Below are 25,105 nucleotides of genomic sequence, written 5' to 3' on the forward strand. Positions count from 1 at the left end.
ACTGTTTTCCGATGAACGCCTTTTGGGGACATCAAGGCGAGGCATGGCTGCTAATTATACGGAATTGAAGAGACACCTTTATCGGAGTGTCAAATACTGGCTTTGCCGGCCGAAACCTCCGACGCTGGCCGAGCCTTTCTGCGGACCCGTTCTTGTGGTCGGATCGGCGCCGGTGTCTCATAAGCCCGCGGATTTCGACGAGACCTTCAAGGTTATCACCATCAACGGCTCTCAGGTCGTCACCAAGGCATGGGGCATTGAGGTGCCGGATGTCTCGTTCGTTCAATTCAACCAGATCGAGGGGACGAATACGAACGCCGTCGAAGTGCGCCGCGTTCTCAATGGCGAGCGCACGAAGAAGCTTTACATTCTCCTGTGGCGAAAGAGCCGTGAGCGGCTGGAGAATGGGCTGAAGGCCTTCAAGTACCAATATGACGATCTTGAAATCGTCGACCGCTATAAGCGGATGGCGCTTCTCGACCGGATCGGCGGCGTAAAATGCAGCGAACTGGGTGCGGATGACAAATGTTCGAACGGTATCAATGCGGTACTTTTCGCGCTCTATAACGGTGCGACGGCGGTGATCATTACCGGCATCAATCCAGCTTCCGGCGGTCACATTTACAACCAGGTCAATCTGGCCCGGCTGCATATTCAAAAGGACAGGGAAATTCTGTTGCGGTTGATGGAGCAGGGTTACCCCGTCTTTACGGCCGATCCAACCGTATCGGAATCCCTCGGATTGCCTTTGTGGCAGGGCAAGGCGTCGGCCCGGCGGGAGACGCAAGCCTCCGCGAATGCTGAAGGGCTGACCTCCAAAGGGGCTACTCACTTGACTCCATCGCTGCGTTGATCGCGCAATCATTCGTCTTTCCGGCGAATGAGGAGATCAGCCATGGTGTCCGTGACCGTTGAATTGCGCAATGTGGAGGATACGCAGGCGGCACTGGGCTGGGCCAGCGGCCATACGCTTGCCGTCGACCGTCCGCCAGGCCGTGCCGGCGGGCAGGGGCTCGGCTTCAACGGCGCCCAACTGCTGGGATTGGCGATCGGCGGATGTTTCTGCAACGACCTGTATTACATCGCAGCCGAAATGGGTGTCGGCTTGCGAAAAATCGCGATCTCCGTGCGGGTGGAACTCGAGAGCGATCTGTCGTTTACCAAGGCAGCGATGATGACGGTATCCTGCGAAACGCTCGATGGTTCCGATCCGCAGCCGGTGATCGATGAAGCCAAGGCGAGATGCATGGTCAGCAATTCCCTGAAGAGGGGAATTCCGGTCTCAATCCAGGCGGCCGCGTGATGCGCAGCCAGAGGCTAACGCCCATCAGCGTTCCATGCCAAAATCCCCGCATGGAATCACCCGATCGCGCCGAAACCGATCTCGTCCTGACGCCGCCGCTGCTCCGGCTGGGCGATAAAATCCGTTTTGTTTCGCCCGCAAGCCCGCCCGACAGGGACCTCATTTTGAAGCAGGTGGAGATACTGAAGGAGTGGGGGCTCAACGTCGATTTCGGCGAACATGCGTTTTGCAAGCACGACTATCTTGCCGGAACCGACGAGGAGCGGCTGGCGGATTTCAATGCGGCGCTTCGTGATCCGGAGGTTCGGGCGATTTTCGCTACGCGCGGCGGCAAGGGGTCTTACCGTATCGCCGACCGGCTGGATTTCGAAGCCGTCCGGCGTGATCCCAAGTTTCTCGTCGGTTTCAGCGATATCACCATACTGCATCTCAGCCTGTGGATGCACTGCCGGCAGGTGGGTGTCCACGGCGCGCTTTTCGTCGGTGACGGCGAACAGGAGGTCAGTTTGGAAACCAGCTTGTCCCTTCGCCGGGTGCTGATGACATCAGAGGACATCGTCATTCGCGCGCGCCCGGAGGAACCGACGGTGGCGCTGACGACCGAGGGTACGGTTACCGGACGCTTGATCGGCGGCAATCTCGATATGGTCGCAACAGCCGCCGGCTGGGCTCTGCCGGATCTGCGCGGTGCCATCCTGTTGCTCGAAGCGGTCAACATGTACCGCGGGCAGGTCGACCGGCAATTGACGATGCTGCGCAAGGCGGGGCATTTGAACGGTCTGGCGGGCGTTGCGGTCGGCCAGTTCACCCGCTTCGAATTCGATCGCCGCTTCTCGGTCATCGATATCTTGCGTGAGCATCTCGATGCGCTCGGCGTGCCGGTCCTCGGCGGCCTGCCGCTGGGGCATGGGCACAGCCCGCTGAACGTACCGATCGGCGCGGCTGCCATTCTCGATGCGAAAGCGGGGACGCTGACGGTCCGCCGCGGTGATGCATAGCTTTCTGCTGCGATAATTTTTTGACGCGGCTTGTCGGCGCGGGCGATACTCCCTCGTCTTACATGAGAAGGAGGTCCTCATGCTCTACGCGATCCTATGCTACAACGACGAAGACGCCGTATTTTCCTGGTCCAAGGAGGAGGAAGAGGCGACGATGGACCGGTTGCTGGCGGTGCAGGCGCCGCTTGGCGAAGCCGGCAAGCTCGGTCCGGTCGCGCGGCTGATGCCGACGACGGCGGCAACGACGCTGCGCAAGGGCAAGAACGAACCCCTCGTCATCGACGGACCTTTTGCAGAAACGAAGGAACAATTGCTCGGCTTCTACGTCGTCGACTTTGAGACGCTTGACGAAGCGATTGAATTTTCAAAGAAACTGGCCATCGCCAATCCCGGCGCCGGTTCCTATGAAATCCGCCCGCTTTATGTCTTTAGACCAGGGACGATCGCAACATGACGGACCTCGCCTGGATCGATATCGCATTCACCAATGCCCGGCCGCAGGTGCTCGGCGCGTTGCTGCGGTATTTCCGTAATCTCGATATTGCCGAGGAGGCGTTTCAGGAGGCTTGTCTTAGAGCTTTGAAGACATGGCCGGATAAGGGGCCGCCGCGCGATCCCGTCGCCTGGCTAATCTTCGTCGGCCGCAACAGCGGCATCGACGCCGTGCGCAAACAGTCGAAGACGCAGGGCTTGCCGGATGAGGAGGTGATCTCCGATACCGGCGACGCCGAAAGCGATATTGCCGAGCGGCTCGACGGCTCCAACTATCGTGACGATATTCTGCGATTGCTGTTCATCTGCTGTCATCCCGACCTGCCGGCGACGCAGCAGATCGCATTGGCGCTGCGCGTCGTCTCCGGCCTTTCGGTGACCCAGATCGCCCGTGCCTTCCTCGTCAGCGAAAGCGCGATGGAGCAACGCATCACCCGCGCCAAGGCGCGTGTTGCGGCCGCCGGCGTGCCTTTCGAGACGCCGGGTGCGGTCGAGCGGGCCGAGCGCGTGGCGCTTGTCAGCGCCATGATCTATCTCATCTATAACGAGGGTTATTCCGCCGGCGGACCGGGCCGCGAGGCGTCCGCCTTTGCCGATGAGGCAATCCGGTTGGGTCGGTTGTTGCTGCGCATCTTTCAGGCGGAACCTGAGATCATGGGTCTGCTGGCGCTGATGCTGCTGCAGCAATCGCGGAATGCTGCCCGCTTCGATGCGGACGGCCAGATCATTCTACTGGAGGACCAGGACCGGTCGCTCTGGAACCGCCAATTGATCGATGAGGCGCTTGCTCTGCTCGACAAGGCAATCCGCCATCGCCGCCCCGGACCCTACCAGCTTCAGGCCGCCATCGCCGCGCTGCATTCGCGCGCCAAGCGAGCCGAGGATACGGATTGGGCGGAAATCGATCTGCTCTATCAAACGCTGGAGCGGCTGCACCCGTCGCCAGTCGTGACGCTGAACCGCGCCGTCGCAGTTGCCAAGCTTAAAGGGCCGGAGGAGGCGCTGGCCTTGGTCGAGGCGCTCACGGATAAACTCGATGGCTATTTCTATTTTCACGGGCTTCGGGGCGGTCTTCTTGCCCAATTAGGGCGGCCGCGTGAGGCGCACGTTGCCTTCGACCGTGCAATCGCGCTGGCCCATTCGCCCGCCGAAGCCGCCCATATCCGTCATCAGCTCGACCGCCTCAGCGCCGCGGTTCCGGCAATTGCAAAATAATCAAAAAATCCGTCCTTCCATGTCGGGAAGAGGCTGACGTCAACGTCCTTGAGACATAGGCCGATCAGGCCGTTTCACGCGAAAGAAAGGAACACGCCGTGACCGAACAGAATGCACGCCTCGAACTTTCTCTTACCCGCATCATCGATGCTCCGCGCGAGAAGATCTATCGATGCTGGACGGAAGCGGACCTTGTGAAGCAATGGTTTGCGCCGCTGCCCTGGACGATTTCGGCGGCCGAACTCGACGTTCGCGCCGGCGGCACAAGCTCCATCACCATGCGCAGTCCGGACGGGGAGGAGTACCCGAACGTCGGCGTCTATCTCGAGGTCGTTCCGAACGAGCGGATCGTGTTCACGGATGCCTTCACCAGCGCGTGGGTACCCTCGGCCAAACCCTTCATGGTGGGCACCATCCAGCTCGACGATCTCGGCAATGGCAAGACACGCTATACCGCGACGGTCCTGCATTGGACGGCGGAGGATCGCGAGGCGCATGAGAAGATGGGGTTTCACGAGGGGTGGGGCCAGTGCACCGACCAGCTCGCGGCGCTGGCGTCGAAGATCTGAATTGTTGATTCAATTCCGGGGGATACAGCAATGTTTTATGCAATGGAATCACCATCCAGTTCTCGGGTGCAGCGTGTGGCCGGCACGATCCTCAGCGGCCTGATCGTCGCCTTTCTTGTTTTTGACGGCGCGATCAAGCTCATTCCTTTGCCTGTGGTTACGGAGACTATGGAAGCTCTCGGCTATTCCGCCGATCCGGCATTGGCGCGGCTGCTCGGTGCCATCACGCTTCTTTGCGCAGTTCTATACGCCATTCCCCAGACATCGGTTCTCGGCGCGATCCTTCTCACCGGTCTGCTCGGTGGGGCGATGGCGACGCATCTCAGGGTCGGCAGCCCGGTGTTCTCGCATCTGCTGTTCGGTTTCTACCTCGGCGTCATCGCCTGGGGCGGACTTTATCTTCGCTATGAAGCGGTTCGGAAAATGATTCCGTTCCTGCGTTGAAGCTGTTGATTTTGGATTCGATTTGCTATGCCTCGCTGCCACATCTATTTGTGGAGCGAGCCATGCCGCAAGTCACCATCGCACCAGTCAGGCAATCCGATGCTGGCGAACTGATCGCGGCGAATATAGCGAGCCGCGCTTATCATACGCCATGGGCCTATCCCTTCCTGGATCGGGATGGCTTCGATGCCTGGTTCGGGCAAACCGTGACCGGATCCAATATCGGCCTGGTTGCGCGCGATGCCGGTTCGGGCGGTATCGTCGGAGTGGTCAATATCAGCCAGGTGGTTTGGGGCGGTTTCCGCAGCGCCTTTCTCGGCTATCACGGCATGGTGGCCTTTGCCGGCCAGGGTTTCATGACCGAGGCACTACGTCTGGCAGTCGCCCATGGTTTCGACGATATCGGCCTGCATCGGCTGGAGGCTAATATTCAGCCCGCGAACCATGCCTCCATCGCCTTGGTGCAAAGGCTCGGCTTCCGCAAGGAAGGTTTCTCACCCAAATATCTGAGGATCGGCGGCGTCTGGTGCGACCATGAACGCTGGGCGTTGCTGTCGGACGATCCGCGCCTTTGATGTCCAGCATCAAGGGCTTCCGATGTCGATTCCGAAGCGGCGGACAAGCTGTTGAATTCGGATTCGAATTAGAGGCTTAGTATCAACATTGTCGAACAAACCGTTCGACAATTCATATTTGCGGTATCAGCCTTGCCTTCCTATTTCGTCCGTCAATGACAGATGGGATTTTTATCATGGAACTTGGTCTCTATACCTTCGCGGACGTCGATCCCAATCCCGCCCTCAACAAGGGTGCGGAAGCGGCGCGTCGCCTGAAGAATTTGATCGCGGAGATCGAGCTGGCCGATCAGGTCGGTCTCGATGTCTTCGGGCTCGGCGAGCATCATCGCCCGGATTACGCAGCATCGGCTCCGGCCGTCGCCCTTGCGGCGGCTGCGGCAAAGACGAAGAACATCCGGTTGACCAGTGCCGTGACGGTGCTGAGTTCGGACGATCCGGTGCGCGTATTCCAGCAGTTTTCGACGCTCGACCTCATTTCCAACGGCCGCGCCGAGATCATGGCGGGACGAGGCTCGTTCATCGAGTCCTTCCCGCTCTTCGGTTACAATCTCGAAGATTACGACCAGCTTTTCGAGGAAAAGCTCGACCTGCTGTTGGCGATCCGTGAGAGCGAACAGGTGAATTGGACAGGCGAACTCCGCCCACCGATCCATGGGCGAGGGGTCTATCCCCGACCGCTGCAGGATCCCTTGCCGATCTGGGTGGCAGTCGGCGGCACGCCGCAGTCAGTTGCGCGCGCCGGTGCCCTTGGTCTGCCGATGGCACTTGCCATCATCGGCGGCGAGCCGCGCCGGTTTGCGCCGCTCATCGATCTCTACCGCGAGGCCGCCCGCCGCGCCGGGCAGGATGCAGCCAAGCTAAAAACCAGCATCAATGTTCACGGCTTCGTAGCCGGTACGACTGAGGCCGCCGCCGATCAGTTCTATGGCCCGCAGGCCGAGGTGATGAACCGGATTGGCCGCGAGCGCGGCTGGGGACCGACGAGCCGGGCACATTTCGACCAATCGCGCGGGCCGCATGGTGCGCTCTTCGTCGGCGATCCCGAAGTGGTGGCGCAGAAGATCGTCGCTCATCACAAGCTGTTCAAGAATGATCGCTTCCTGCTGCAGATGGCGATCGGCACAATGCCGCATGAGCAGATCATGCGCGGGATCGAGCTTTACGGCACGAAAGTCGCGCCGCTTGTCAGAAAGGCATTGACTGAAGAAAGCGAAGAGGCGAAAGCGACGGCTTGAACGCCTGTCCGAACAGACGCATGCTATCCGGAAGCTTTGAATGATCATCTCGAACGACGACGAACTGACCAAGCTGAAAGAAATCGGCCGCATCTGCGCCAACGCCATACAGGCGATGGCTGCGGCGCTGGAGCCGGGCATCACCACACTGGAACTCGACAATATTGGCCGCAAGGTGCTGGACGATGCCGGCGCCCGCTCGGCGCCGGAACTTGTTTACAAATTTCCCGGCGCCACCTGCATCAGCGTCAATGAGGAAGTGGCGCATGGCATTCCCGGTCCGCGGGTGATCCAGGCCGGCGATCTCGTCAATCTCGATGTTTCCGCGGAGAAGGATGGTTTCTTCGCCGATACCGGCTCGTCCTTTGCCGTGCCGCCGGTCAAGCCGAAGATCGAACGTCTTTGCCGCGACGGCAAGCGGGCGCTCTGGGTTGGGCTGAACCAGGTGCGCAGCGGCGCGCCTTTCTCGAAGATCGGCCACGCCGTTGGTGCTTTCGCCCAGAAGAACCGTTATACGCTGATCGCCAATCTTGCGAGCCATGGCATCGGCCGTTCGCTGCATGAGGAACCGGCGGAAGTGTCTACCTGGGCTGATCCGGACGAGACCCGCATCATGCAGGACGGCCTCGTCTTCACCGTCGAGCCGTTCCTATCGCTCGGCGCAAGCTGGGCGGAGGGCGGCGATGATGCCTGGACGCTCTATGCCGATCCGCGCGCGCCCACGGTTCAGTTCGAGCATACCGTCGTCGCCACCCGCAACGGGCCTGTCATCCTGACCTTGGCGGACAACTAAGCGGCTAGACCTTAGTCTTCCGCCTTCGTCTCGCCGCGGATGATATCGGCGGCGGCGCGTTCGAGAATTGCGGCGATGCGCGCGCCTTCAGCCTTGCTCCATGGATATTTCGAGCGCAGCGCCGAGCGCAGAAGCTGGCGTGCGAGGTGAACATCGCCGGCATCGCGGCCGAACGGGCCTTCGCGGCCTTCATCGTCGCCGGCATCTTCGCCGCCAAAGACGCGCCTGACATGCGCCATCTTCTCGCCAATGGCGCTGAGCTTGGCGAGCGTCGCCTCGACCAGCGCCTGGTTTTCCTCGACGCGCTTCTGACCGTTTTCAGTGATGCGGTAGAGTTTCTTCGTGCCGCTCGCTTCGACTTCGGCCAGGCCCGTCTCTTCCAGGTAGGTGAGGGCGGGGTAGATGACGCCGGGGCTCGGCACATAGAAGCCGCCGGAGCGCTCTTCCAGGGTCTTGATCAGTTCATAGCCATGCCGCGGCTGCTCGGAAAGCAGGGCGAGAATGATGAGCTGCAGATCAGCGGCATCGAATTTTCGGCCGGTGCGAAAGCCGCCGCCGAACATGCCGCCCTTGAAGCCTCTCATGAAGTCTCTCCTGTGCCTCCCGTGTGAATCACGGCTTTCGCCATGTCGTAGGATATATGCCTCGATGGTGTCAAAGCTATCGCCGCACATGCGATCTCTAAAGCCTCTCATAATGTATCTCCTTTGATGACGAGGGTTTATATCGTTCGTCATGTCGTACGATATATATCGTAAGATAGAATTCTGCAAGAGGGCACGGGATTTTTGCAGTGAAGGGGTTGCCGGATCTCTGAACGGCGACAGGGTGGCCTTCCTAAAAAGGGAAACCGTGGCTGAACAATCGCATCACGATCATGGGATAAGCGATTACATCTATGTAAGAATAAGCCAAGGCCGGTTGCCGCCTCCAGCGAAGTGCCTTAGGTTCGCCGCGAATAAACGTCATTGCGGTCGCTGACCCAATCAAGAAAGCTTGCCTCCCGTGTTTCACTCTTTCTTCCCCCAGCCAAAGCTGTTCTTCACCTCGATGGTGGTCTGGACGATTCTCTGCATAGCAGTCTGGTATGCGTCTCTTTCCGATTTGGGGACGCATCTCGGTTTCGTCATGCCTGCGGAAGGGCAGGAGCCCTATGACCTCAGCTATTTCGTGTTGTGGGGGAATCTCTGGTTCTACGGGTTTTTCTTTTTATGCACCGCGATTTTCTGCGGGGCATGGCACATCAAAGCCTGGGATCATCCCTGGAAGCTCTGGTCGATCTGGGGCTCGGCGCTGATCATTCTGGTCACCTATTTCGGTGTCCAGGTGTCCGTCGTCGTCAACAACTTCCGCCGTCCTTTCGGTGACCTCCTGCAGGCTGCGCTCACGAAACAGCCTGGGGTGACGGTGGAGAGCTTCTACACGTTGATGATAATCTTCGCGCAGATCGCCTTCCTCAGCATGTTCGTCTCCATCCTGACGGATTTCTACACCAGCCATTATATCTTCCGCTGGCGTACGGCGATGAACAGCTTCTACATGTCGAAATGGGAAAAGCTGCGTCACATCGAAGGCGCTTCGCAGCGTGTGCAGGAAGATACGATGCGTTTTTCCAGCACCCTGGAAGGATTGGGCATCAGCCTGATCAACTCGGTGATGACGCTGATCGTGTTTCTGCCGATTCTGCTTGCGCTTTCGAGCTATGTCACCGAACTGCCGATCATCGGCAAGATTTCCCATTCGCTCTTCTGGCTGGCGCTCTTCTGGTCGGCTTTCGGCACGGTGTTGCTGGCGGTTGCCGGCATCAAGCTGCCCGGCCTGAATTTTAAGAACCAGCGTGTGGAAGCAGCTTACCGCAAGGAGCTCGTTTACGGCGAAGACAATGGCGAGCGTGCGCAGCCGGCGACCGTCGGAGAGCTCTTCGCGAATGTCAGGCGGAACTATTACCGCATTTACTTCCACTACGTCTATTTCAACGTCGCCCGCTATTTCTATCTGCAGGCGGACTCGATGTTCGTGTTGTTCATGCTGGTTCCGACCTTTGTCGCCGGCGCGATCACCTACGGCATCTATCAGCAGATCGCGACCGCCTTTGGCCAGGTCAGCAATTCGTTCCAGTATCTCGTCAACTCCTGGACGACGATCATCGAGCTCCTGTCGATCCACAAGCGCCTCAAGGCTTTCGAAGCGGCGATCGATGATGAGCCGTTACCGAAGATCGACCAGACTTATCTGGAGCGTGAGACCGGCATCGTGCATGTCGATGGGTAATGAAACAAGGAAAAGGCTCCGGAAGCGGAGCCTTTTTCAATGATACCAATGGCGGGAAATTGGGAGCGTTAGGCTAATCGAGGAGCCTCCGCTTGCCGCACCACCGGCCTTAGCTTTGCTCGGGCTCGCCCAACCGCTCCTCACCCCTGTTGCGCTTTGCCTCGCGCCGCGATCAATGGGATCGCCTGGGAATAGCTGACGCAGGCAACGCCGTCCTTGTGGCAGACGTCGCTGACGAAGCGATCAAGCGCGCGCCAATAGGCGCCGTCGTTCATTTCGACGAAATGGAAGCCGAGCTGCAGCGGGATGCGGTCGCCATTATATTGCTTGGCGAAGGCGGCTTCGAATGCATCGAAGGTGCGGTCTTCGAAGGACTTGGAATCCGCCTTGTCTTCGACGCCCTTGGAATGGTGAACATAGAGATTATAGTCCATGCCGATCACCGGATGGTGGTCCGGACCCTCAGGGATCAGCGGCAGGCCAAAGCGGTAGATGCCGTCGACCACCTGCGGCAATGCCGGGCCTTTGGTCACCAGGCTGGCGTCGTACTGGAAACCCACGGCCTTTTCGGCGGGCATCAGGCCGTCGCTGGTCGAAAGATAGGGCGCGCGGAAACCTTTGACGTCTTTCGTCGCAAATTCCTGCCAGCCCGGTGGTTCCTTGTCCGCTTCGCCGACGTTCTTCCAGGCATCGCGTAGCGCGATGCGGGCATTCATGAATTCCTGCTGCCAGTCTGCCGATGTCCATGCTTTGCCGTCGAAATGGCCGCAGGCGTGGCTGGAAATATCGTGGCCTTCGAGATGTGCGCCCCAGATATTGGCGATACGCGTGTGCACGTCGTCCTCGCTCTTGGCGAAACCGACATTCGATTTGCCGGCTCTCTGTCCCGGCGCCTGATAGACCTTGGCCTGATCGCGGTTCATCAGGAAGGTGCAGGACAGGAAGTAGGTGAAATGTGCGCCGTTGCGCGAAGCGATCTCGCGGCTCTTCGTCCACAGCGCATTGTCATGTGCGCCGTCGAAAGAGATCATTACCAATTGCTTCGGCTTTTCTTGAGCCTCGGCAATTGCCGGCAAGGCAAAGGAGAGGGCGAGGGAGGTGAAAGAGACAAAACGAAACATGGGCACCGTGAAAATTGTGGAGGTGGGCATGATCTTGTCCGTAATCCGCTTCACGCTTTTCGCAGCGTGAACATGCGGTTCGGGAGAGATGCTTAGCTTTCTTGCCTCCCTGCCGGTCAAATGCGGCAAAGCTGCGGTCCCGCTGGCAATTTTTCGCCATAGTCGATACTGGTGTCTCTATAAGACACGAACAGGATTTCACTCATGTCACTGCTCATCCTTGGCATCATCCTTTTCCTTGGTATTCATCTGATCCGCGTCGTGATACCCGGCTTCCGCCGCTCGATGATCGAGAGTCTCGGCGAGGGCGGCTGGAAGATCGGATATTCGATTGCCAGCATCGTCACGCTGATTCTATTGATCTACGGCTTCGGGCAAGCGCGCGATTCGACCCCGATCTGGTCTCCGCCATTCTGGATGAGCCATATCACCATCCTGCTAATGCTTTTTGCACTGATCTGTCTTGTCGCCTCTCTGCTGCCGGCAGGGCATATCGCGGTCAGGACGAAGCATCCGATGGTGCTGTCGGTGAAGATCTGGGCCTTCGCGCATCTGCTTTCCAATGGCGATGGCGCCGCCATGCTGTTGTTTGCCGCCTTCCTGGCCTGGGGCGTTATCATGCGGATATCGCTGAAGCGGCGCGAACGCGCGGGCGAGATTTCCCTGCGGCCCTTCGTTTCGGCGAAATACGATCTTTATGCCATCGTCATCGGCATCGTGGTCTGGGGATTGATCATTTGGAAGCTGCACGCGTGGATTATCGGGGTTTCGCCGCTCGTTATGTGACGATTTCTGCCATTCCCCCTTACAACGGCCGCAAAATGGAGTAGAAGGCCCCACTACCCATAAGCTCTTTGCAATATTTTGGCCTGGGCCGGAGACGAGAATGGCATTCAACGACGATAGCTTCATCCGCGAGGTGAACGAGGAACTGCGTTCGGACCAGTTGCGGTTCGTATGGCGCCGTTTTGGCCGGCTTATCATCGGTGCTGCCGTGCTCATCGTTCTCGGCACTGCGGCCTTTAGCGGCTACCGCTACTGGTCGGGTCGTCAGGCCGGCAGCAGCGGCGATCAGTTCATCGCCGCGTTGACGCTGGCTGACCAGAACAAGACGGACGATGCGCTGGCTGCATTGGCCGCCATCGAGAAGAGCGGCAGCGGTTCTTATCCGCTGCTGGCGCGCATGCGCGCCGCTACGCTGCAGGCGCAGAAGGGCGATACGGCCGGCGCGATCGCCGCCTTCTCGGCGATCGGCAAGGAATCCGGCGTTCCGGCCGTTATCCAGGATGCGGCTCGCCTGCGCGCTGCTTATTTGCTTGTCGATACGGGCACGTACGACCAAGTTGCCGCGGAAGCCCAGGAACTGGCCGTGCCGGCCAATGCCTTCCGGCATTCCGCACGTGACGTGCTCGGTCTTGCTGCCTACAAGGCCGGCGATTTTGCCAAGGCGCGTCAATGGTTCCAGGCGATCGTCGACGATCCCCAGAGCCCGCGCAATGTCGGCAACCGCGCCCAGATGCTGCTTGATCTCATTACCGCATCCGGCAAGGCACCGGTCGCGAAAGGCTGAAGGGTAAATCACTAAATGAGTTTCACGGTTGCGATCGTCGGTCGCCCGAATGTCGGTAAGTCCACTCTTTTCAACCGTCTGGTTGGCAAGAAGCTGGCGCTTGTCGACGACACGCCGGGTGTGACGCGCGACCGCCGTCCCGGCGATGCGCGCCTCGTCGATCTTCGTTTTCGCATTGTCGATACCGCTGGTCTTGAAGAAGCCGGCGAGGAGACGTTGGAAGGCCGCATGCGCGCCCAGACGGAGGCTGCGATCGACGAAGCCGATCTGACGCTCTTCGTCGTCGACGCCAAGATGGGCCTGACACATGTCGACAAGGCGCTGGCCGAAATGCTGCGCAAGCGCGGACGCCCGGTGGTGCTCGTCGCCAACAAGTCGGAAGCACGCGGTTCGGATAGCGGTTTCTACGATGCTTTCACGCTCGGCCTTGGCGAGCCTTGCCCGATCTCTGCCGAACATGGCCAGGGCATGATGGATCTGCGCGATGCCATCGTCGAGGCGCTCGGCCATGAGCGCGCCTTTCCGCCCAGGGATGATGAGGCGGAGACGAATGTCAACATTCCGCGTCCTGCCGTCGGCGAAGACGGTGAAGAGATCGACGAGGAGCCGGCCTATGACGACACGCGGCCGCTGCGTGTCGCGATCGTCGGCCGCCCGAATGCTGGCAAGTCGACCCTGATCAATCGCTTCCTTGGTGAGGACCGGCTGCTGACCGGTCCGGAAGCCGGAATTACCCGCGACTCGATCTCGGTCGATTGGAGCTGGCGCGGCCGCACCGTGAAAATGTTCGATACCGCCGGCATGCGCCGCAAGGCCAGGGTGACCGAAAAGCTCGAAAAGCTCTCCGTCGCCGATGCGTTGCGCGCCATTCGTTTCGCGGAAACCGTGGTCATCGTCTTCGACGCCACCATTCCCTTCGAGAAGCAGGATCTGCAGATCGTCGATCTCGTCGTCCGCGAGGGCCGGGCCGCCGTGCTTGCCTTCAACAAGTGGGACATGATCGAGGATCGCCAGGCGGTGCTTGCCGATCTGCGCGAAAAGACCGATCGGCTGCTGCCGCAGGCTCGCGGCATTCGCGCCGTCCCGATTTCCGGTCAGACGGGCGAGGGGCTGGATCGCTTGATGCAAGCGGTCGTCGATACCGATAAGGTTTGGAACAAGCGCGTGTCCACCGCAAGGCTCAATCGCTGGCTGGAGACGCAGCAGGTCCAGCATCCACCACCGGCGGTTTCCGGCCGGCGCATCAAGCTGAAATACATGACCCAGGTGAAGGCGCGCCCGCCGGCCTTCATGATTTCCTGTACGCGCTCGGATGCGCTGCCGGAATCCTATGTGCGCTACCTGATCAACGGCCTGCGCGAAGATTTCGCCATGCCGGGCGTGCCGATCCGCATCCATTTCCGCTCGTCGGAAAATCCGTACGAGAGCAAAAAGAAGCGGTGACGGCCCAGGGGATCAGTGGCTGAGGGATCAGGCCGCGTTCTTGCTCAGTGCTTCGCGCAGCTTAATGATTTCCACTTTCAACCGCGTCAGCTCGTTCGCCGTCGTATCCGATGCATCGAGAATGCAGGCGGGAATGCCTGTGGCTTTCTTCTTCAAAGCCGTGCCTTCGCTCGTCAGGCGGATCAGCACCTGGCGTTCATCTTCCTTGCTGCGGGTACGCCGGATGAAGCCGGCGGCTTCCAGGCGCTTCAGCAGCGGCGTCAGCGTACTTGATTCCAGAAAAAGCTTTTCGCCGATGCCGCCGACGGTCTGGCCATCCTCCTCCCACAACGTCACCATGACGAGATATTGCGGATAGGTGAGGTTCAGCTCGTCGAGCATGGGCTTGTATAGCCGATTCATCGCATGGTTCGCCGAATAAAGGGCGAAGCATATGAAAGTATCCAGTTTCAGCGGGTCGTCTGTCATGTTTAGCACTCCATAAGCGACTTTACTTAAATCGTGCGATAAATAATCGTATACATAAAAATGCATGACAGCTATGCATTTTCTTGATTTTAGCGATAAAGAGTCCTGCGCAATGTAAGTTGCCTTGGAGAGCCGGCCACGCGGTTCGCGGATGGTCACCAACATTGGTGCCGATGCCAAGTCTGTGGCGGAACATGCCAAAGAATTCAATGTTGTGACGTTCGCGGATGAAGGCAAAACGTCGCTATGCGTGCCAGTGAACGCGGTGGACCGGCTAACTGTTCCCTCGCCGCATTGCGCAATATGACGTCACGCCTGCGCCGGCCAGAGCCGGTTGCGATGCGAACCTCATTCCTTGTCAGCTAAAGATCGAAGAGAATCGTGAATTCATGCGTGCCTGACACGCAACAGCGGCCGTCGGGCGACGGCGAATGGCCCACACTCAGTCGTTTCGAGGCAACGTCCGGCCGCGATGATTGGCGAGACGGACGTTGCTGATGAATTGCGTCGTGGCGGCTTCCCAGGAGTAGTTGAGTGCCAGCGCGCGAGCCTCTTCGCGGGAAGAGGAGAGTGCGGCACGGCAGGCTTTCGCCAGGTCTTCATCGACGACGCCGGCTGCATCGTTGCCACCAAGGATATCGGCGGGGCCGGTGACGGGATAGGCGGCGACGGGGACGCCACTCGCCAAGGCCTCCAAAATAGCGTTGCCGAACGTATCGGTCTTTGACGGGAAGACGAAAACGTCGGCTTGCGAATAGGCATGCGCTAGCGCTTCGCCGAACTTCGAGCCGAGGAAGAGCACCTTTGGATAAAGTTTCTGCAGCTCGGCGCGCGCCGGTCCGTCGCCGACGACCACCTTCGAACCGGGAAGGTCCAGATCGAGGAAGGCCGGCAGGTTCTTTTCGAGCGCTACCCGGCCGACGGTCATGAAGATCGGGCGAGGCAGGCCGAAGGGGTTTTCCTCGAGCGGCTGGGGGCGAAAAAGCGTCGAGTCGATGCCGCGGCTCCAGGGCAGCAGATTATGGATGCCCTTCTGCTTGAGCTCACTGGCAAGGCTCGGTGTCGCCACCATGCAGCCGGAGCCGGCATTGTGAAACCATTTGACGAAGGCGTAGAGCCAGCTCTGTGGGATCGGCAGCCTGGCCGCAACATATTCGGGGAAGCGGGTGTGATAGCTCGTCGAAAACGGCATGCCGTTTTTCAAGCACCAGCGCCTGGCCGTCAGCCCGAGTGGACCTTCTGTCGCGATATGCACATAGGTTGGCCGGACCGCTTCGATCCTGGCGGCGACTTTGCGGTAGCTTGCAATCGACAAGCGGATTTCCGGGTAGGTCGGGCAGGGGACGTTGCGGAAACCTTCCGGCGTGATCATGACGACATCCACGCCGATACGCGCCAGTTCGCGGTTGGTATTTTCGATGGAGCGGACGACGCCATTCACCTGCGGGTGCCAGGCATCGCTGACGATGAGCAAGCGCTCCGGCGTCGCGACCGGGGTAGCCGCTTCGGCCCATGCTCTGTGATCGATGTCCGACAAGCGCTGCAACATATCCAAAAACGTTCCATCCGCACCGCACCCTCATGGTGTCGGTACAACCAATTCCGGTGCAGTAAAGATGATTCCCGCGCCTGCCTTATTGTGCGGGGTGTCTATGATGGAAATATTACAGTGTTCAGCCGGCGGCCTGCAGCTTTTCCGGCGGCACCAAGGCACCGTGTTCCTGGATGACCTTTGCGGCGATCCCTGCGGCAAAATGGGCGGCGGCAACGGGGTCGTCATGCTCCAGATAATGCGCGAGGAACGCGCCATTGAAGCTGTCGCCGGCGCTGGTGGTGTCGACGACCTTGGCGACCTTGACGGCTGGAACAAGCGTTTCGCCGGCATCGGTTCCGACGGTCGCGCCGTCTGGACCATTCTTGACGACGACCATATTGGCGCCATGCTGCCGATAGCGGCGGATGGTGCCGGCAATCGAGTCGTCGGCGAAATGAGAGACCTCGTCGTCGAAGCTTGGCATCACTAGCGTCGAGGCCCGTGCGCCTTCGCCGATCATGGTATGCATCGCGTCGAAGCTCGACCAAAGACGCGGGCGCAGGTTGGGGTCGAAGACCACCAGCTTGCCGACGGCCTTGGCGCGGCGGAGCTCGGCAAGCAGCGTCTCGGCGTCTTCATGCGACAGGATCGCCAGGGTGATGCCGGAGAAATAGAGGACGTTGGACTCTTCGATCGCGGTGCGAAGCCGGTCGCCATCGGCGGCAAGCTGGCGGGCAGCCGAACTATCGCGCCAATAGCTGAAAGAGCGCTCGCCATCCTTCAGGTTGATCATGTAGAGGCCAGGCGTCTTGCCACGGAGACGGCGGATATTCGAAATGCCGATGTCATGCGCTTTCATGAAATCCAGCATTTCGTCTGACATCGGGTCATCGCCGAGCGCGGTGAAATAATCGACGGACCAATCCGCCGGCAGGCAGGCGCGGGCGTACCAGGCTGTGTTGAAGGTGTCGCCGGCAAAGCCCTTGCGCAGATGCCCGTCCGGGGCCTGCGACAGCTCCACCATGCATTCGCCGATCGATAGAAAATGCCCGCCCAAGACGTCCTCCTGCGTTTTCCCTTCGCTGCTGCATACGCGTATGTGGCTGCTTGAGCAAGGCGAACGGCGGGCTGCGCCGTCCACCTTTTTTGAGCTTTACGGCCTGTCCATATGATAGCACGCCGCGGTCTGGCCGGGGCGAACCTGTTCGGTCGGCGGCATCTTTGTCCTGCAGATATCCGTCGCCTTCCAGCAGCGCGGCGAGAAGACGCAGCCGGCTGGTGGATTGAGCGGCGAAGGCGGATCGCCCTGCAGGCGAATGCGCTCGCGGCCCCGCGCCCGTTTCGGGTCGGGGATAGGGGCGGCGGAGAACAGCGCCTGCGTATAGGGATGGGCCGGATGGTCGAAGACGGTGGCAGCGTCGCCCGCTTCCACCACCTTGCCAAGGTAAAGCACCAGCACGTCGTCCGAGATCAGGCGCACGACGGAGAGATCGTGGCTGATGAAGATCAGCGTCAGACCGAACTCCTTGCGCAGCTTGCGCAACAGCGTGATCACCTGGCCCTGGATCGAAACATCGAGGGCCGAGACCGGCTCATCGCAGACGATCAGCTTTGGCCGCGTCACCACAGCGCGGGCGATGCCGATGCGTTGCGCCTGGCCGCCGGAGAACTCGTGCGGATAGCGATTGATCATCTCCGGCACGAGGCCGACCGCTGCCATGATCTCGCGGACGCGGTCCTGCCGCTCAGCTCTCGTCAGCTTTGGCTCGAAGACGGTCAGCGGCTCGGCGATGATGTCGCCGACCGTCATGCGCGGGTCGAGGGAGGCGATCGGGTCCTGGAAGATGATTTGCATGTCGCGGCGGGCGGCGCGCATTTCCTCCTCCGAAAGATCTAGCAGGTTGCCGCCCTGCCACATGATGCGGCCCTTCTGCGCCTTGATCAGCCGCAGGATGGAGCGGCCGAGCGTGGACTTGCCGCAGCCGGATTCGCCGACGATGCCGAGCGTGCGTCCGGTCTTCAGTTCGAAACTGACGTCGTTGACCGCCGTCAGGACCAACGGCGGTTTGAAGAAGGATTTCGATGGCAGCTCGAATTCGGTGGTCAGATGCTCGACCTTCAGAAGCGTGGGTTCAGCCATGGATGAGGCTCCGTTCCTGCTGGGCGGAAAGAGGATGGAAGCAGGCGGCGCAGCGTTGCGGCGCAAGCCGGTCGAGCGGCGGCGGTGCGTCCAGGCAGTCGTCCTGCACATGGGCGCAGCGCGGCGAGAAGGAGCAGCCGCGTGGCAGATGCATCAGGTTCGGCGGCCGGCCAGGAATGACGGCGAGATCATCGACATCCTGATCCGGCCGCGGGATGGAGGCGTGGAGCGCCGCGGTGTAAGGATGGGCCGGATTTTCGAACAGCTCCTCGACCGGTGCTTCCTCGACGATGCGGCCGGCATACATGACGGCGACGCGGTCGGCGAGGCCGGCAACGACGCCGAGATCGTGGGTGATCATCACCAGCGCCGTGTGCATTTCCGCCGTCAGCTCGTTGAAGAGATCAAGGATCTGCGCCTGGATCGTCACGTCGAGCGCCGTCGTCGGCTCGTCGGCGATCAGGAGCTTCGGCTTGGTGAGCAGCGCCATGGCGATGACGATGCGCTGGCGCATGCCGCCCGAGAGCTCATGCGGATAGAGGTTGAAGCGGCGCGTCGGGTCAGGGATACCGACCCGCTTCAGCATGTCGAGTGCTGCCGCCGAAGCCGCACGCGCCGAAAGCCCGCCATGGACCTCGAGCTGCTCGGTCAATTGCCGCGATATGCGCAGCGATGGATTGAGCGCCGTCATCGGGTCCTGGAAGACCATGGCCATGTCCTTGCCACGCACATGGTCGAGTTCGCGGGGCTTCAGCGTCAGCAGGTCCTTGCCGTCGAGCAGCGCCTGGCCGCTGGTGCGGCCGTTCTTGGCGAGCAGGCCCATCAGGCCGAGAAAGGTCTGGCTCTTGCCGGAACCGGATTCACCGACGATGGCGATGCGTTCGCCACGGCCGATCTTGAGGTTCATCTTTGAGACGGCGGCGACTTCGCCTTCCGGGGTGCGGAAGGTGATGGAGTAGTCTTTGAGTTCGAGAAGTGTATCTGTCATGTCAGCGATCCTTCGGATCGAAAGCGTCGCGCAGGCCATCGCCGATGAAGAGCAGGCTCATCAACAGCGCGACCAAGAAGCCGGCCGGGAAGAACAGCAGCCAGGGCGTCGTCTCCATGCCGGCCGAGCCTTCCGCAATCAGCGTGCCGAGGGAGGTCAGTGGTTCCTGCACGCCGAAGCCGAGATAGGAGAGGAAGCTCTCCGTTGCGATGATCTCGGGAATGGTCAGCGTCGCGTAGATGACGACCGGACCGACGAGGTTCGGCACGATGTGTTTGAGGATGATCTTGAACGATCGCTGGCCGGAGGCCCGCGCGGCTTCGATGAACTCCCGCTGCTTGATGGAGAGCGTCTGGCCACGCACGATACGCGCCATGGTCAGCCATTCGAGCGCACCGATCGCCGCAAACAGCAGATAGACGTTGCGGCCGAAGATCACCATCAGCAGGATGACGAAGAGGACGTAGGGGAGCGCGTACATGATATCGACGAAGCGCATCATGATGGCGTCCACACGGCCCCCGAAATAACCCGAGACGGCACCGTAGAGCACGCCGATGACCACCGAGACGAGGGTGGCGACGAGCGCGACGGTCAGCGAAACGCGCGTACCGTAGAGCGTGCGCGATAGAAGGTCGCGACCGTTGCCATCGGTACCGAAATAGTGGCCGGCGGCAAAGTCTGGCGCGCCTCGAAAGGAGTTCCAGTCCGGGTCCTCATAGTTGAAGGGCAGGAAGTACGGGCCGAAAATGGCGACAAGAACCAGCAGCCCCAGCACGATCAGGGAAAGTGCTGCGGCCTTGTTGCGGAGCAGGCGACGCATCGCATCGCCGGTGAGGGAGCGCCCCTTGGGTGCAAGCCCTTCTGCCGAAAGCAATTCCGCTTCCAGCAATTCTCTCTTGGCGGAATTGAGGATCATCGCATTCTCACTTTCGGATCGAGCCAGGCATAGGCGATGTCGACCAGCAGATTGAGGACCACGATCAGGACCATGTAGAAAATGACCGTGCCGAGGACCATGCCGTAGTCGCGGTTCAGCGCTGCGCCGACGAAGTAGCGACCGACGCCGGGGAGGCCGAAAATGCTTTCGACGACCAGTGAACCGGTGAGCAGGTAGCTTGCCGCCGGTCCGAGATAGGACACGACGGGCATCATGGCCGGTTTCAACGCATGCCGCATTACGGTGAGCCGCGGGCCTATGCCCTTGGCCTTGGCGGTGCGGATGAAGTTCTGGCTCATCACCTCGATCATCGAGCCGCGCATCAGCCGCGAGATGCGTGCCGCATGCGGCAGCGTCAGGACGACGATGGGCAGGATCAGGAACCGGATCGAGCCATCACCCCAGCCGCCGACCGGCAGCCAGCCGAGCGTATTGCCAAAGACGAGCTGAAGGATCGGGGCGATCAGGAAGCTTGGCATGACCAGGCCGATCAAGAGCCCGCCGCCCAGCCAATAGTCGGCCGAGCGGTTCTGATAGAGCGCCCCAAGACAGCCTATAAACACCCCGACGATGGTTGCGAGCACGAAGGCGGCGCCGCCGATGGTGAGCGTATAGGGGAAGCCGGACATGATCTGCTGGGTGACGGTGAAGTCCTGATTGGCGAAGGAGGGGCCAAGGTCGCCCTTCATGACGTCGCCGACATAGATCAGGTATTGCTCAACCAGGGGCTTATCGAGGTTGTAGTGAGCCGCGAGGTTGGCTTTGACTTCCGGCGGCAATGGCCTTTCGCCATCGAAAGGGCCGCCGGGAGCGAGGCGCAGAATGAAAAAACACACTGTCACGGCAATCCACAGGACCGGGATTGTAGACAGCAAACGACGGAGAGCGTAGCCAAACATGGTCTTAGACGGCCCCCTCCCGGTTGTGTCCGGGAGGGGGCCTGTTCCCAATTATTCTTTGATCGACAGCCAGCGCGTGCGGTGGATGTCCTGGATATTATCGACGAAGCCCTGGACCTTCGGGGCGACGATGTTCTGGGAAACGTAGTAGTAGATCGGGATGGCAGCGCTGTCGTCGAGAGCGAGCTGCTCGGCCTTCTTGTAGATTTCGGCCCGCTTCTGCAGGTCGGTTTGTTCGTTGCCCCGCTTGATCAGCGCATCGTAATCCGGGTTGCTCCAGCGGCCGTAGTTCATCTCGACGCCGGTGGACAGCAGGTTCAGGAAGTTGATCGGGTCGTTGTAGTCGGCAAGCCAGCCGGCACGGCCAATTTCCACCTGGCCACGCTGCATTTCATCGTAATGCACCTTGGTTTCGGTGTTGTAGAGTTCGATATCGACGCCGAGCGGCTTCCACATGGCGGCGATCGCAACGGCGATGCGCTTATGGTTGTCGTTGGTGTTGTAGCGAAGCTGTGCCTTCAGCGGATGGTCAGGGCCGAAGCCGGCGTCCTTCAGCAGCTTTTTGGCCTCTTCGACCTTTTGCTTATAAGGCTCATCCTTCCAGCTCACGTAAGCCGGCTCGCCGTAATTGGCCGTGCCCGGCGGTACCCAGGAATACATCGGCAGCTCGCCGGTGCCGAGGATCTTCGGCCCGATGACCTCGCGGTTAACGGCCATGGAGAGGGCCTGGCGGACGCGCTTGTCATTGAAGGGCGGCTTGGTGGCGTTCAGGACGTAGTAATAGGTGCCGAGGAACGGAACCACATGTGCCTGGCCAGGAAGGTTCTTCTGGATCCACTCGAACTGATCGGCGGGGAACGACGTCAGAACATCGAATTCGCCGGCGCGATAGCGCTTCAGCGCGGCTGCCTGATCTTCCAGCGTGTAGAAGTTCACCTTGTCGATTTTCACGTTCTTGGCGTCATAGTACTGATCGTTCTTGACGTTGGCGACGTGCGAGCCGGGCACCCATTCTACGGGCTTATAGGGGCCGTTGGTGACGATGTTGCCGATCTTGACCCATTCGTCGCCCTTGGCTTCCACGACATGCTTCGGCAGCGGGTAGGCCGTGTAGTGCATCAGGGCATTGAGGAAGTAAGGCGTCGGGTTCTCAAGCGTGATTTCCAGCGTCTTGTCGTCGATGGCCTTGACGCCGAGTTGCGTCAGATCCTTGATCTCGCCCTTGTTGATCTTCTCCGCGTTCAAGATCGTGTACTGCAGATAGGCGTATTGGGCGGCGGTCTTCGGGTCCATCAGGCGCCGGAAGGCGAAGACGAAATCCTCGGCGGTCACCGGCTGGCCATCGGACCACTTGATGCCGTCACGCAGCTTGAAGGTATAGACCTTCTGGTCGGGGGAAACGGTCCAGCTTGCCGCTTGGCCAGGGATCGGGTTGTCCTTGGAATCTTCCGTCACCAGGCCTTCGAAAATGTCGCCGTCGATGCGGTTTTCCCAGTCACCGGAAATTTTTTGCGGGTCGAGCGACGTGGGGTCGCCGCCGTTGTGGATATTGAGGGTTGCTGCATGTGCAGAGACGCTTAACAACGTGCCGACGAATGCCGACACGATGAACTTCTTGCTAAAATGAGTCATATCTTTCCCCACCTTTCTGGAGCTATGGGCCTTGTTTTTTAAGGCTATTTTTATCCCGCAGGTGACCTGTACGTGCAGGTCAATGTCGCAAGTTATCCGATGCAACGTCGCTTTCAAGTCCTAAAGCAAGCTCGGGCTCGCGGCTGTGAATATCTACATTGGCAGTTTTCCGAAATCACTTCACAAATTTTTGCTCATATAAGCACGGGCTCACCCTTCGCCTGAGTTGCAGCTTGCCGCCCAAGGCTTAGTGTGCAATCTGAAGGGCGAGAGGAAATCGAGGCGGATTGTTTCATGAAATCAACGGACAAAGCGGCGGGAGCCGATTGGTGGCGCGGTGCGGTGATCTATCAAGTCTATCCGCGGTCATTTCAGGATACCGACGCCAACGGGCTCGGCGATATCAAAGGCATCACCCGCCGCCTGCCGCATATTGCCTCACTCGGCGTCGATGCCATTTGGCTGGCTCCGTTCTTCACCTCGCCGATGGCCGATATGGGTTATGACGTCGCCGACTATTGCGACGTCGATCCAATCTTCGGCACGCTCGCCGATTTCGATGAGATGATGACGGCTGCACATGCGCTCGGCCTCAAGGTCATCATCGATCAGGTGATCTCGCATACGTCGGATCGCCATCCCTGGTTCGTCGAGAGCCGGGCAAGCCGCAACAATCCCAAAGCGGACTGGTATGTCTGGGCCGATTCGAAGCCGGACGGCACGGCGCCGAACAACTGGCTGTCGATCTTCGGCGGGCCGGGCTGGGAATGGGACGGCGTGCGCCGTCAATATTACCAGCACAATTTTCTGACCTCTCAGCCGGATTTGAATTTCCACAATGGCGAGGTCCAGGATGCCGTGCTTGCGGCGGTCAAGTTCTGGCTCGATCGCGGCGTCGACGGTTTCCGGCTGGATACGGTGAACTATTATTTCTGTGACAAGAAGCTGCGGGACAATCCGCCGGCCGCGGTTGCCATTGGCGGACTGGATGCGCCGGAAAGCAACCCCTATGGCATGCAGAACCACCTCCACGACAAGACGCAGCCGGAAAATATCGGCTTCCTGAAGCGCTTCCGCAAGCTGCTGGATCAGTACGAGGGACGCACGACCGTCGGCGAAGTCGGCGATGGCGCCCGCTCGCTGCAGACGGTCGCCGCCTATACCAGCGGCGGCGACAAGCTGCATATGTGCTATACCTTCGACCTGCTAGGCCCGGACTTCACGCCAGAACATTTCTGCCGCTGTGTCGGCGATTTCCAGGAAAACGTCACAGACGGCTGGGTTTGCTGGGCTTTCTCCAACCACGACGTGAACCGTCATGTTAGCCGGTTTGCCGAAACGGAGGCCGAGCAGCCGCGTGTCGCCAAATTGGCGATCTCCTTGCTCTCCACCTTGCGCGGTTCGATTTGTCTCTATCAGGGTGAAGAACTGGGCCTGCCCGAGGCGGAGCTCGCTTTCGAGGATCTTCGGGACCCCTACGGCATCCGCTTCTGGCCGGCCTTCAGGGGCCGCGACGGGTGCCGCACGCCGATGCCCTGGGAGGCGGGCCGCGTGCATGCGGGCTTCAGCACGGCCGAGAAATCATGGCTGCCGGTGCCCTATCAGCACGCGTCACTCGCCGTCGACAAGCAGGAGGCGGATGCGCAGTCCGTTCTTCATCATTACCGTGCGACGCTGGCCTTCCGAAAGCGGCACGCAGCGCTGGTCGACGGCGACATGACCTTCCTCGATACCAAAGCAGATGTTCTCGCCTTTACGCGCAAGAAGGGGGGCGAAACACTGCTCTTTGTCTTCAACCTGTCCCGGGAGCCTGTAAAGGTCGCTTTGCCAAAGGGGATCAAAGTGACAAAGACCGTGCCGATGCCGGGCTTTGCGACCGCCCACGCCAGCGAGGCGGTGACCCTCGCGGCACTGGACGTGTTCTGCGGGCAGGTGGGATGATCAGCGCAGGAGTTTGTCGTAGTCGGTGTGGGAGCCGATCCAGAACCAAATGAGATCCTCCCCATCCGCTGCGGCAAGCGCACGCCAGGAAATTCCTACACGGGCTGACCAAAAGCGTCCCACTTGCTTGAAGTGAAGCGACGGATGCTTCGGGTTCGATTTCAGTAGTTCGAAGTTGCGATCAGCCAGTTCTTGGACGTGTTTTGGCAGCTTTTCATAAGCTTGCCAGAATGTCGGCGCCGCATGATGTTTCACAGCGCCTTAGTCTTTCCTGCCCGGAAATCGGCGAGGGCTCCGTCTGCTAGCTGGTCCAACTTACCGGCGTTGATATCGGCCTCAATCTGCTTGTCCCAGCGAGCCGCCTGGAGAGCTTCAAACCATTCGGTGAACGCCTTGAAATCCTCTTGTCCCAGTTCGGTGATGTTTTTCTCAATCTGCTCAAGCTTCGTCACGAGTATTTTCCGTTGCCAAGTGATTTTGCGTTGCGATTAAAAGATAACAATACGCGCCACTCAATTGGAGTCCCAGCGC

At 59.9% G+C, this 25,105-nt stretch carries 27 protein-coding genes; 15 read left to right on the forward strand and 12 right to left on the reverse strand.

Annotated features, from left to right (window positions below; translation table 11 throughout):
• Window positions 1–43 precede the first annotated feature (43 nt).
• From GGD50_RS24730 to map, 10 genes are all read left to right on the forward strand, one after another.
• Window positions 44–853 (forward strand): membrane-anchored protein, encoded by an 810-nt coding sequence (locus GGD50_RS24730; protein WP_107108741.1) that lies wholly within the window; start codon window positions 44–46, stop codon window positions 851–853.
• 42 nt (window positions 854–895) lie between these two features.
• Entirely contained in the window at window positions 896–1,303 is a 408-nt protein-coding gene (locus GGD50_RS24735; RefSeq protein ID WP_107108740.1) for an OsmC family protein, read from the forward strand.
• 50 nt (window positions 1,304–1,353) lie between these two features.
• Window positions 1,354–2,301, forward strand: coding sequence for a S66 peptidase family protein (locus GGD50_RS24740; RefSeq protein WP_107108739.1), 948 nt, complete (start codon window positions 1,354–1,356; stop codon window positions 2,299–2,301).
• A gap of 79 nt (window positions 2,302–2,380) precedes the next feature.
• Complete coding sequence (locus GGD50_RS24745) at window positions 2,381–2,755, forward strand: YciI family protein (RefSeq protein WP_107108738.1); 375 nt, start codon at window positions 2,381–2,383, stop codon at window positions 2,753–2,755.
• The gene (locus GGD50_RS24750; protein ID WP_107108737.1) at window positions 2,752–4,008 is read left to right on the forward strand and encodes an RNA polymerase sigma factor; all 1,257 of its coding nucleotides are present in this window, start codon (window positions 2,752–2,754) and stop codon (window positions 4,006–4,008) included. Before GGD50_RS24745 ends, GGD50_RS24750 begins: the two co-directional genes overlap by 4 nt.
• A 98-nt stretch (window positions 4,009–4,106) precedes the next feature.
• The gene (locus tag GGD50_RS24755; RefSeq protein ID WP_107108736.1) at window positions 4,107–4,577 is read left to right on the forward strand and encodes an SRPBCC family protein; all 471 of its coding nucleotides are present in this window, start codon (window positions 4,107–4,109) and stop codon (window positions 4,575–4,577) included.
• A gap of 30 nt (window positions 4,578–4,607) precedes the next feature.
• Complete coding sequence (locus tag GGD50_RS24760; protein ID WP_107108735.1) at window positions 4,608–5,021, forward strand: DoxX family protein; 414 nt, start codon at window positions 4,608–4,610, stop codon at window positions 5,019–5,021.
• 62 nt (window positions 5,022–5,083) lie between these two features.
• On the forward strand, window positions 5,084–5,596 hold the full coding sequence (locus tag GGD50_RS24765) for a GNAT family N-acetyltransferase (protein ID WP_107108857.1): 513 nt from the start codon (window positions 5,084–5,086) through the stop codon (window positions 5,594–5,596).
• Between the two features lie 176 nt (window positions 5,597–5,772).
• The gene (locus GGD50_RS24770) at window positions 5,773–6,834 is read left to right on the forward strand and encodes an LLM class flavin-dependent oxidoreductase (RefSeq protein ID WP_107108734.1); all 1,062 of its coding nucleotides are present in this window, start codon (window positions 5,773–5,775) and stop codon (window positions 6,832–6,834) included.
• A gap of 40 nt (window positions 6,835–6,874) precedes the next feature.
• Window positions 6,875–7,627 carry a type I methionyl aminopeptidase gene (map, locus tag GGD50_RS24775; RefSeq protein WP_107108733.1) on the forward strand — a complete coding sequence of 251 codons (753 nt, stop codon included), beginning with the start codon at window positions 6,875–6,877 and terminating at the stop codon, window positions 7,625–7,627.
• A gap of 11 nt (window positions 7,628–7,638) precedes the next feature.
• Here map and GGD50_RS24780 read toward each other — a convergent pair whose 3' ends face one another.
• Window positions 7,639–8,211, reverse strand: coding sequence for a PadR family transcriptional regulator (locus tag GGD50_RS24780; RefSeq protein ID WP_107108732.1), 573 nt, complete (start codon window positions 8,209–8,211; stop codon window positions 7,639–7,641).
• A gap of 421 nt (window positions 8,212–8,632) precedes the next feature.
• Here GGD50_RS24780 and sbmA point away from each other — a divergent pair, with 421 nt between their 5' ends.
• Entirely contained in the window at window positions 8,633–9,898 is a 1,266-nt protein-coding gene (sbmA, locus tag GGD50_RS24785) for a peptide antibiotic transporter SbmA (RefSeq protein ID WP_107108731.1), read from the forward strand.
• A gap of 140 nt (window positions 9,899–10,038) precedes the next feature.
• Here sbmA and GGD50_RS24790 read toward each other — a convergent pair whose 3' ends face one another.
• Window positions 10,039–11,019 carry a polysaccharide deacetylase family protein gene (locus GGD50_RS24790; RefSeq protein ID WP_107108856.1) on the reverse strand — a complete coding sequence of 327 codons (981 nt, stop codon included), beginning with the start codon at window positions 11,017–11,019 and terminating at the stop codon, window positions 10,039–10,041.
• A 204-nt stretch (window positions 11,020–11,223) separates the two neighbouring features.
• On the opposite strand from GGD50_RS24790, the gene GGD50_RS24795 reads away from it, so the two are divergent.
• The 3 genes from GGD50_RS24795 (at window position 11,224) to der (ending at window position 14,032) form a co-directional block, all read left to right on the forward strand.
• Complete coding sequence (locus GGD50_RS24795; protein ID WP_107108730.1) at window positions 11,224–11,805, forward strand: NnrU family protein; 582 nt, start codon at window positions 11,224–11,226, stop codon at window positions 11,803–11,805.
• 100 nt (window positions 11,806–11,905) lie between these two features.
• Window positions 11,906–12,589 carry a tetratricopeptide repeat protein gene (locus tag GGD50_RS24800; protein WP_107108729.1) on the forward strand — a complete coding sequence of 228 codons (684 nt, stop codon included), beginning with the start codon at window positions 11,906–11,908 and terminating at the stop codon, window positions 12,587–12,589.
• A gap of 15 nt (window positions 12,590–12,604) precedes the next feature.
• On the forward strand, window positions 12,605–14,032 hold the full coding sequence (der, locus tag GGD50_RS24805; RefSeq protein ID WP_107108728.1) for a ribosome biogenesis GTPase Der: 1,428 nt from the start codon (window positions 12,605–12,607) through the stop codon (window positions 14,030–14,032).
• A 27-nt stretch (window positions 14,033–14,059) separates the two neighbouring features.
• Here der and GGD50_RS24810 read toward each other — a convergent pair whose 3' ends face one another.
• The 8 genes from GGD50_RS24810 to GGD50_RS24845 all read right to left on the reverse strand — a co-directional run bounded on the left by GGD50_RS24810 (window position 14,060) and on the right by GGD50_RS24845 (window position 22,633).
• Entirely contained in the window at window positions 14,060–14,500 is a 441-nt protein-coding gene (locus GGD50_RS24810; protein WP_107108727.1) for a MarR family winged helix-turn-helix transcriptional regulator, read from the reverse strand.
• 442 nt (window positions 14,501–14,942) lie between these two features.
• Window positions 14,943–16,049: a glycosyltransferase family 4 protein gene (locus tag GGD50_RS24815; RefSeq protein WP_107108726.1), complete on the reverse strand. Its 1,107-nt coding sequence runs from the start codon at window positions 16,047–16,049 to the stop codon at window positions 14,943–14,945.
• A gap of 124 nt (window positions 16,050–16,173) precedes the next feature.
• Window positions 16,174–17,091: a sugar kinase gene (locus GGD50_RS24820; protein WP_107108725.1), complete on the reverse strand. Its 918-nt coding sequence runs from the start codon at window positions 17,089–17,091 to the stop codon at window positions 16,174–16,176.
• Between the two features lie 96 nt (window positions 17,092–17,187).
• Window positions 17,188–18,174, reverse strand: coding sequence for an ABC transporter ATP-binding protein (locus GGD50_RS24825; RefSeq protein WP_107108724.1), 987 nt, complete (start codon window positions 18,172–18,174; stop codon window positions 17,188–17,190).
• The gene (locus GGD50_RS24830) at window positions 18,167–19,162 is read right to left on the reverse strand and encodes an ABC transporter ATP-binding protein (RefSeq protein WP_107108723.1); all 996 of its coding nucleotides are present in this window, start codon (window positions 19,160–19,162) and stop codon (window positions 18,167–18,169) included. Before GGD50_RS24830 ends, GGD50_RS24825 begins: the two co-directional genes overlap by 8 nt.
• A gap of 1 nt (window position 19,163) precedes the next feature.
• Window positions 19,164–20,081 (reverse strand): ABC transporter permease, encoded by a 918-nt coding sequence (locus tag GGD50_RS24835; protein WP_107108722.1) that lies wholly within the window; start codon window positions 20,079–20,081, stop codon window positions 19,164–19,166.
• Window positions 20,078–21,001: an ABC transporter permease subunit gene (locus GGD50_RS24840; protein ID WP_107108721.1), complete on the reverse strand. Its 924-nt coding sequence runs from the start codon at window positions 20,999–21,001 to the stop codon at window positions 20,078–20,080. Before GGD50_RS24840 ends, GGD50_RS24835 begins: the two co-directional genes overlap by 4 nt.
• Before the next feature lie 51 nt (window positions 21,002–21,052).
• Window positions 21,053–22,633 carry a peptide ABC transporter substrate-binding protein gene (locus tag GGD50_RS24845; RefSeq protein WP_107108720.1) on the reverse strand — a complete coding sequence of 527 codons (1,581 nt, stop codon included), beginning with the start codon at window positions 22,631–22,633 and terminating at the stop codon, window positions 21,053–21,055.
• 294 nt (window positions 22,634–22,927) lie between these two features.
• On the opposite strand from GGD50_RS24845, the gene bglA reads away from it, so the two are divergent.
• On the forward strand, window positions 22,928–24,574 hold the full coding sequence (gene bglA / locus GGD50_RS24850) for a beta-galactosidase BglA (protein WP_107108719.1): 1,647 nt from the start codon (window positions 22,928–22,930) through the stop codon (window positions 24,572–24,574).
• On the opposite strand, the gene GGD50_RS24855 is transcribed toward bglA, so the two are convergent.
• Both GGD50_RS24855 and GGD50_RS24860 read right to left on the reverse strand, forming a co-directional pair.
• On the reverse strand, window positions 24,575–24,829 hold the full coding sequence (locus GGD50_RS24855; protein WP_107108718.1) for a type II toxin-antitoxin system RelE family toxin: 255 nt from the start codon (window positions 24,827–24,829) through the stop codon (window positions 24,575–24,577).
• Window positions 24,826–25,026: a hypothetical protein gene (locus tag GGD50_RS24860; protein WP_107108717.1), complete on the reverse strand. Its 201-nt coding sequence runs from the start codon at window positions 25,024–25,026 to the stop codon at window positions 24,826–24,828. Before GGD50_RS24860 ends, GGD50_RS24855 begins: the two co-directional genes overlap by 4 nt.
• Window positions 25,027–25,105: the final 79 nt, after the last annotated feature.

It is taken from the genome of Martinezella paranaensis, from assembly GCF_014200235.1.
In the GTDB taxonomy this organism is placed as follows: Bacteria; Pseudomonadota; Alphaproteobacteria; order Rhizobiales; family Rhizobiaceae; genus Rhizobium; species Rhizobium paranaense.

Bases quoted from the DNA above. Each gene is read 5' to 3' on its own strand.
- GGD50_RS24730 (WP_107108741.1), top strand. From the start codon at position 44: ATGGCTGCTAATTATACGGAATTGAAGAGACACCTTTATCGGAGTGTC.
- GGD50_RS24735 (WP_107108740.1), top strand. From the start codon at position 896: ATGGTGTCCGTGACCGTTGAATTGCGCAATGTGGAGGATACGCAGGCG.
- GGD50_RS24740 (WP_107108739.1), top strand. From the start codon at position 1,354: ATGGAATCACCCGATCGCGCCGAAACCGATCTCGTCCTGACGCCGCCG.
- GGD50_RS24745 (WP_107108738.1), top strand. From the start codon at position 2,381: ATGCTCTACGCGATCCTATGCTACAACGACGAAGACGCCGTATTTTCC.
- GGD50_RS24750 (WP_107108737.1), top strand. From the start codon at position 2,752: ATGACGGACCTCGCCTGGATCGATATCGCATTCACCAATGCCCGGCCG.
- GGD50_RS24760 (WP_107108735.1), top strand. From the start codon at position 4,608: ATGTTTTATGCAATGGAATCACCATCCAGTTCTCGGGTGCAGCGTGTG.
- GGD50_RS24765 (WP_107108857.1), top strand. From the start codon at position 5,084: ATGCCGCAAGTCACCATCGCACCAGTCAGGCAATCCGATGCTGGCGAA.
- GGD50_RS24770 (WP_107108734.1), top strand. From the start codon at position 5,773: ATGGAACTTGGTCTCTATACCTTCGCGGACGTCGATCCCAATCCCGCC.
- map (WP_107108733.1), top strand. From the start codon at position 6,875: ATGATCATCTCGAACGACGACGAACTGACCAAGCTGAAAGAAATCGGC.
- GGD50_RS24780 (WP_107108732.1), bottom strand. From the start codon at position 8,211: ATGAGAGGCTTCAAGGGCGGCATGTTCGGCGGCGGCTTTCGCACCGGC.
- GGD50_RS24790 (WP_107108856.1), bottom strand. From the start codon at position 11,019: ATGTTTCGTTTTGTCTCTTTCACCTCCCTCGCCCTCTCCTTTGCCTTG.
- GGD50_RS24795 (WP_107108730.1), top strand. From the start codon at position 11,224: ATGTCACTGCTCATCCTTGGCATCATCCTTTTCCTTGGTATTCATCTG.
- GGD50_RS24800 (WP_107108729.1), top strand. From the start codon at position 11,906: ATGGCATTCAACGACGATAGCTTCATCCGCGAGGTGAACGAGGAACTG.
- der (WP_107108728.1), top strand. From the start codon at position 12,605: ATGAGTTTCACGGTTGCGATCGTCGGTCGCCCGAATGTCGGTAAGTCC.
- GGD50_RS24810 (WP_107108727.1), bottom strand. From the start codon at position 14,500: ATGACAGACGACCCGCTGAAACTGGATACTTTCATATGCTTCGCCCTT.
- GGD50_RS24815 (WP_107108726.1), bottom strand. From the start codon at position 16,049: ATGTTGCAGCGCTTGTCGGACATCGATCACAGAGCATGGGCCGAAGCG.
- GGD50_RS24825 (WP_107108724.1), bottom strand. From the start codon at position 18,174: ATGGCTGAACCCACGCTTCTGAAGGTCGAGCATCTGACCACCGAATTC.
- GGD50_RS24830 (WP_107108723.1), bottom strand. From the start codon at position 19,162: ATGACAGATACACTTCTCGAACTCAAAGACTACTCCATCACCTTCCGC.
- GGD50_RS24835 (WP_107108722.1), bottom strand. From the start codon at position 20,081: ATGATCCTCAATTCCGCCAAGAGAGAATTGCTGGAAGCGGAATTGCTT.
- GGD50_RS24840 (WP_107108721.1), bottom strand. From the start codon at position 21,001: ATGTTTGGCTACGCTCTCCGTCGTTTGCTGTCTACAATCCCGGTCCTG.
- GGD50_RS24845 (WP_107108720.1), bottom strand. From the start codon at position 22,633: ATGACTCATTTTAGCAAGAAGTTCATCGTGTCGGCATTCGTCGGCACG.
- bglA (WP_107108719.1), top strand. From the start codon at position 22,928: ATGAAATCAACGGACAAAGCGGCGGGAGCCGATTGGTGGCGCGGTGCG.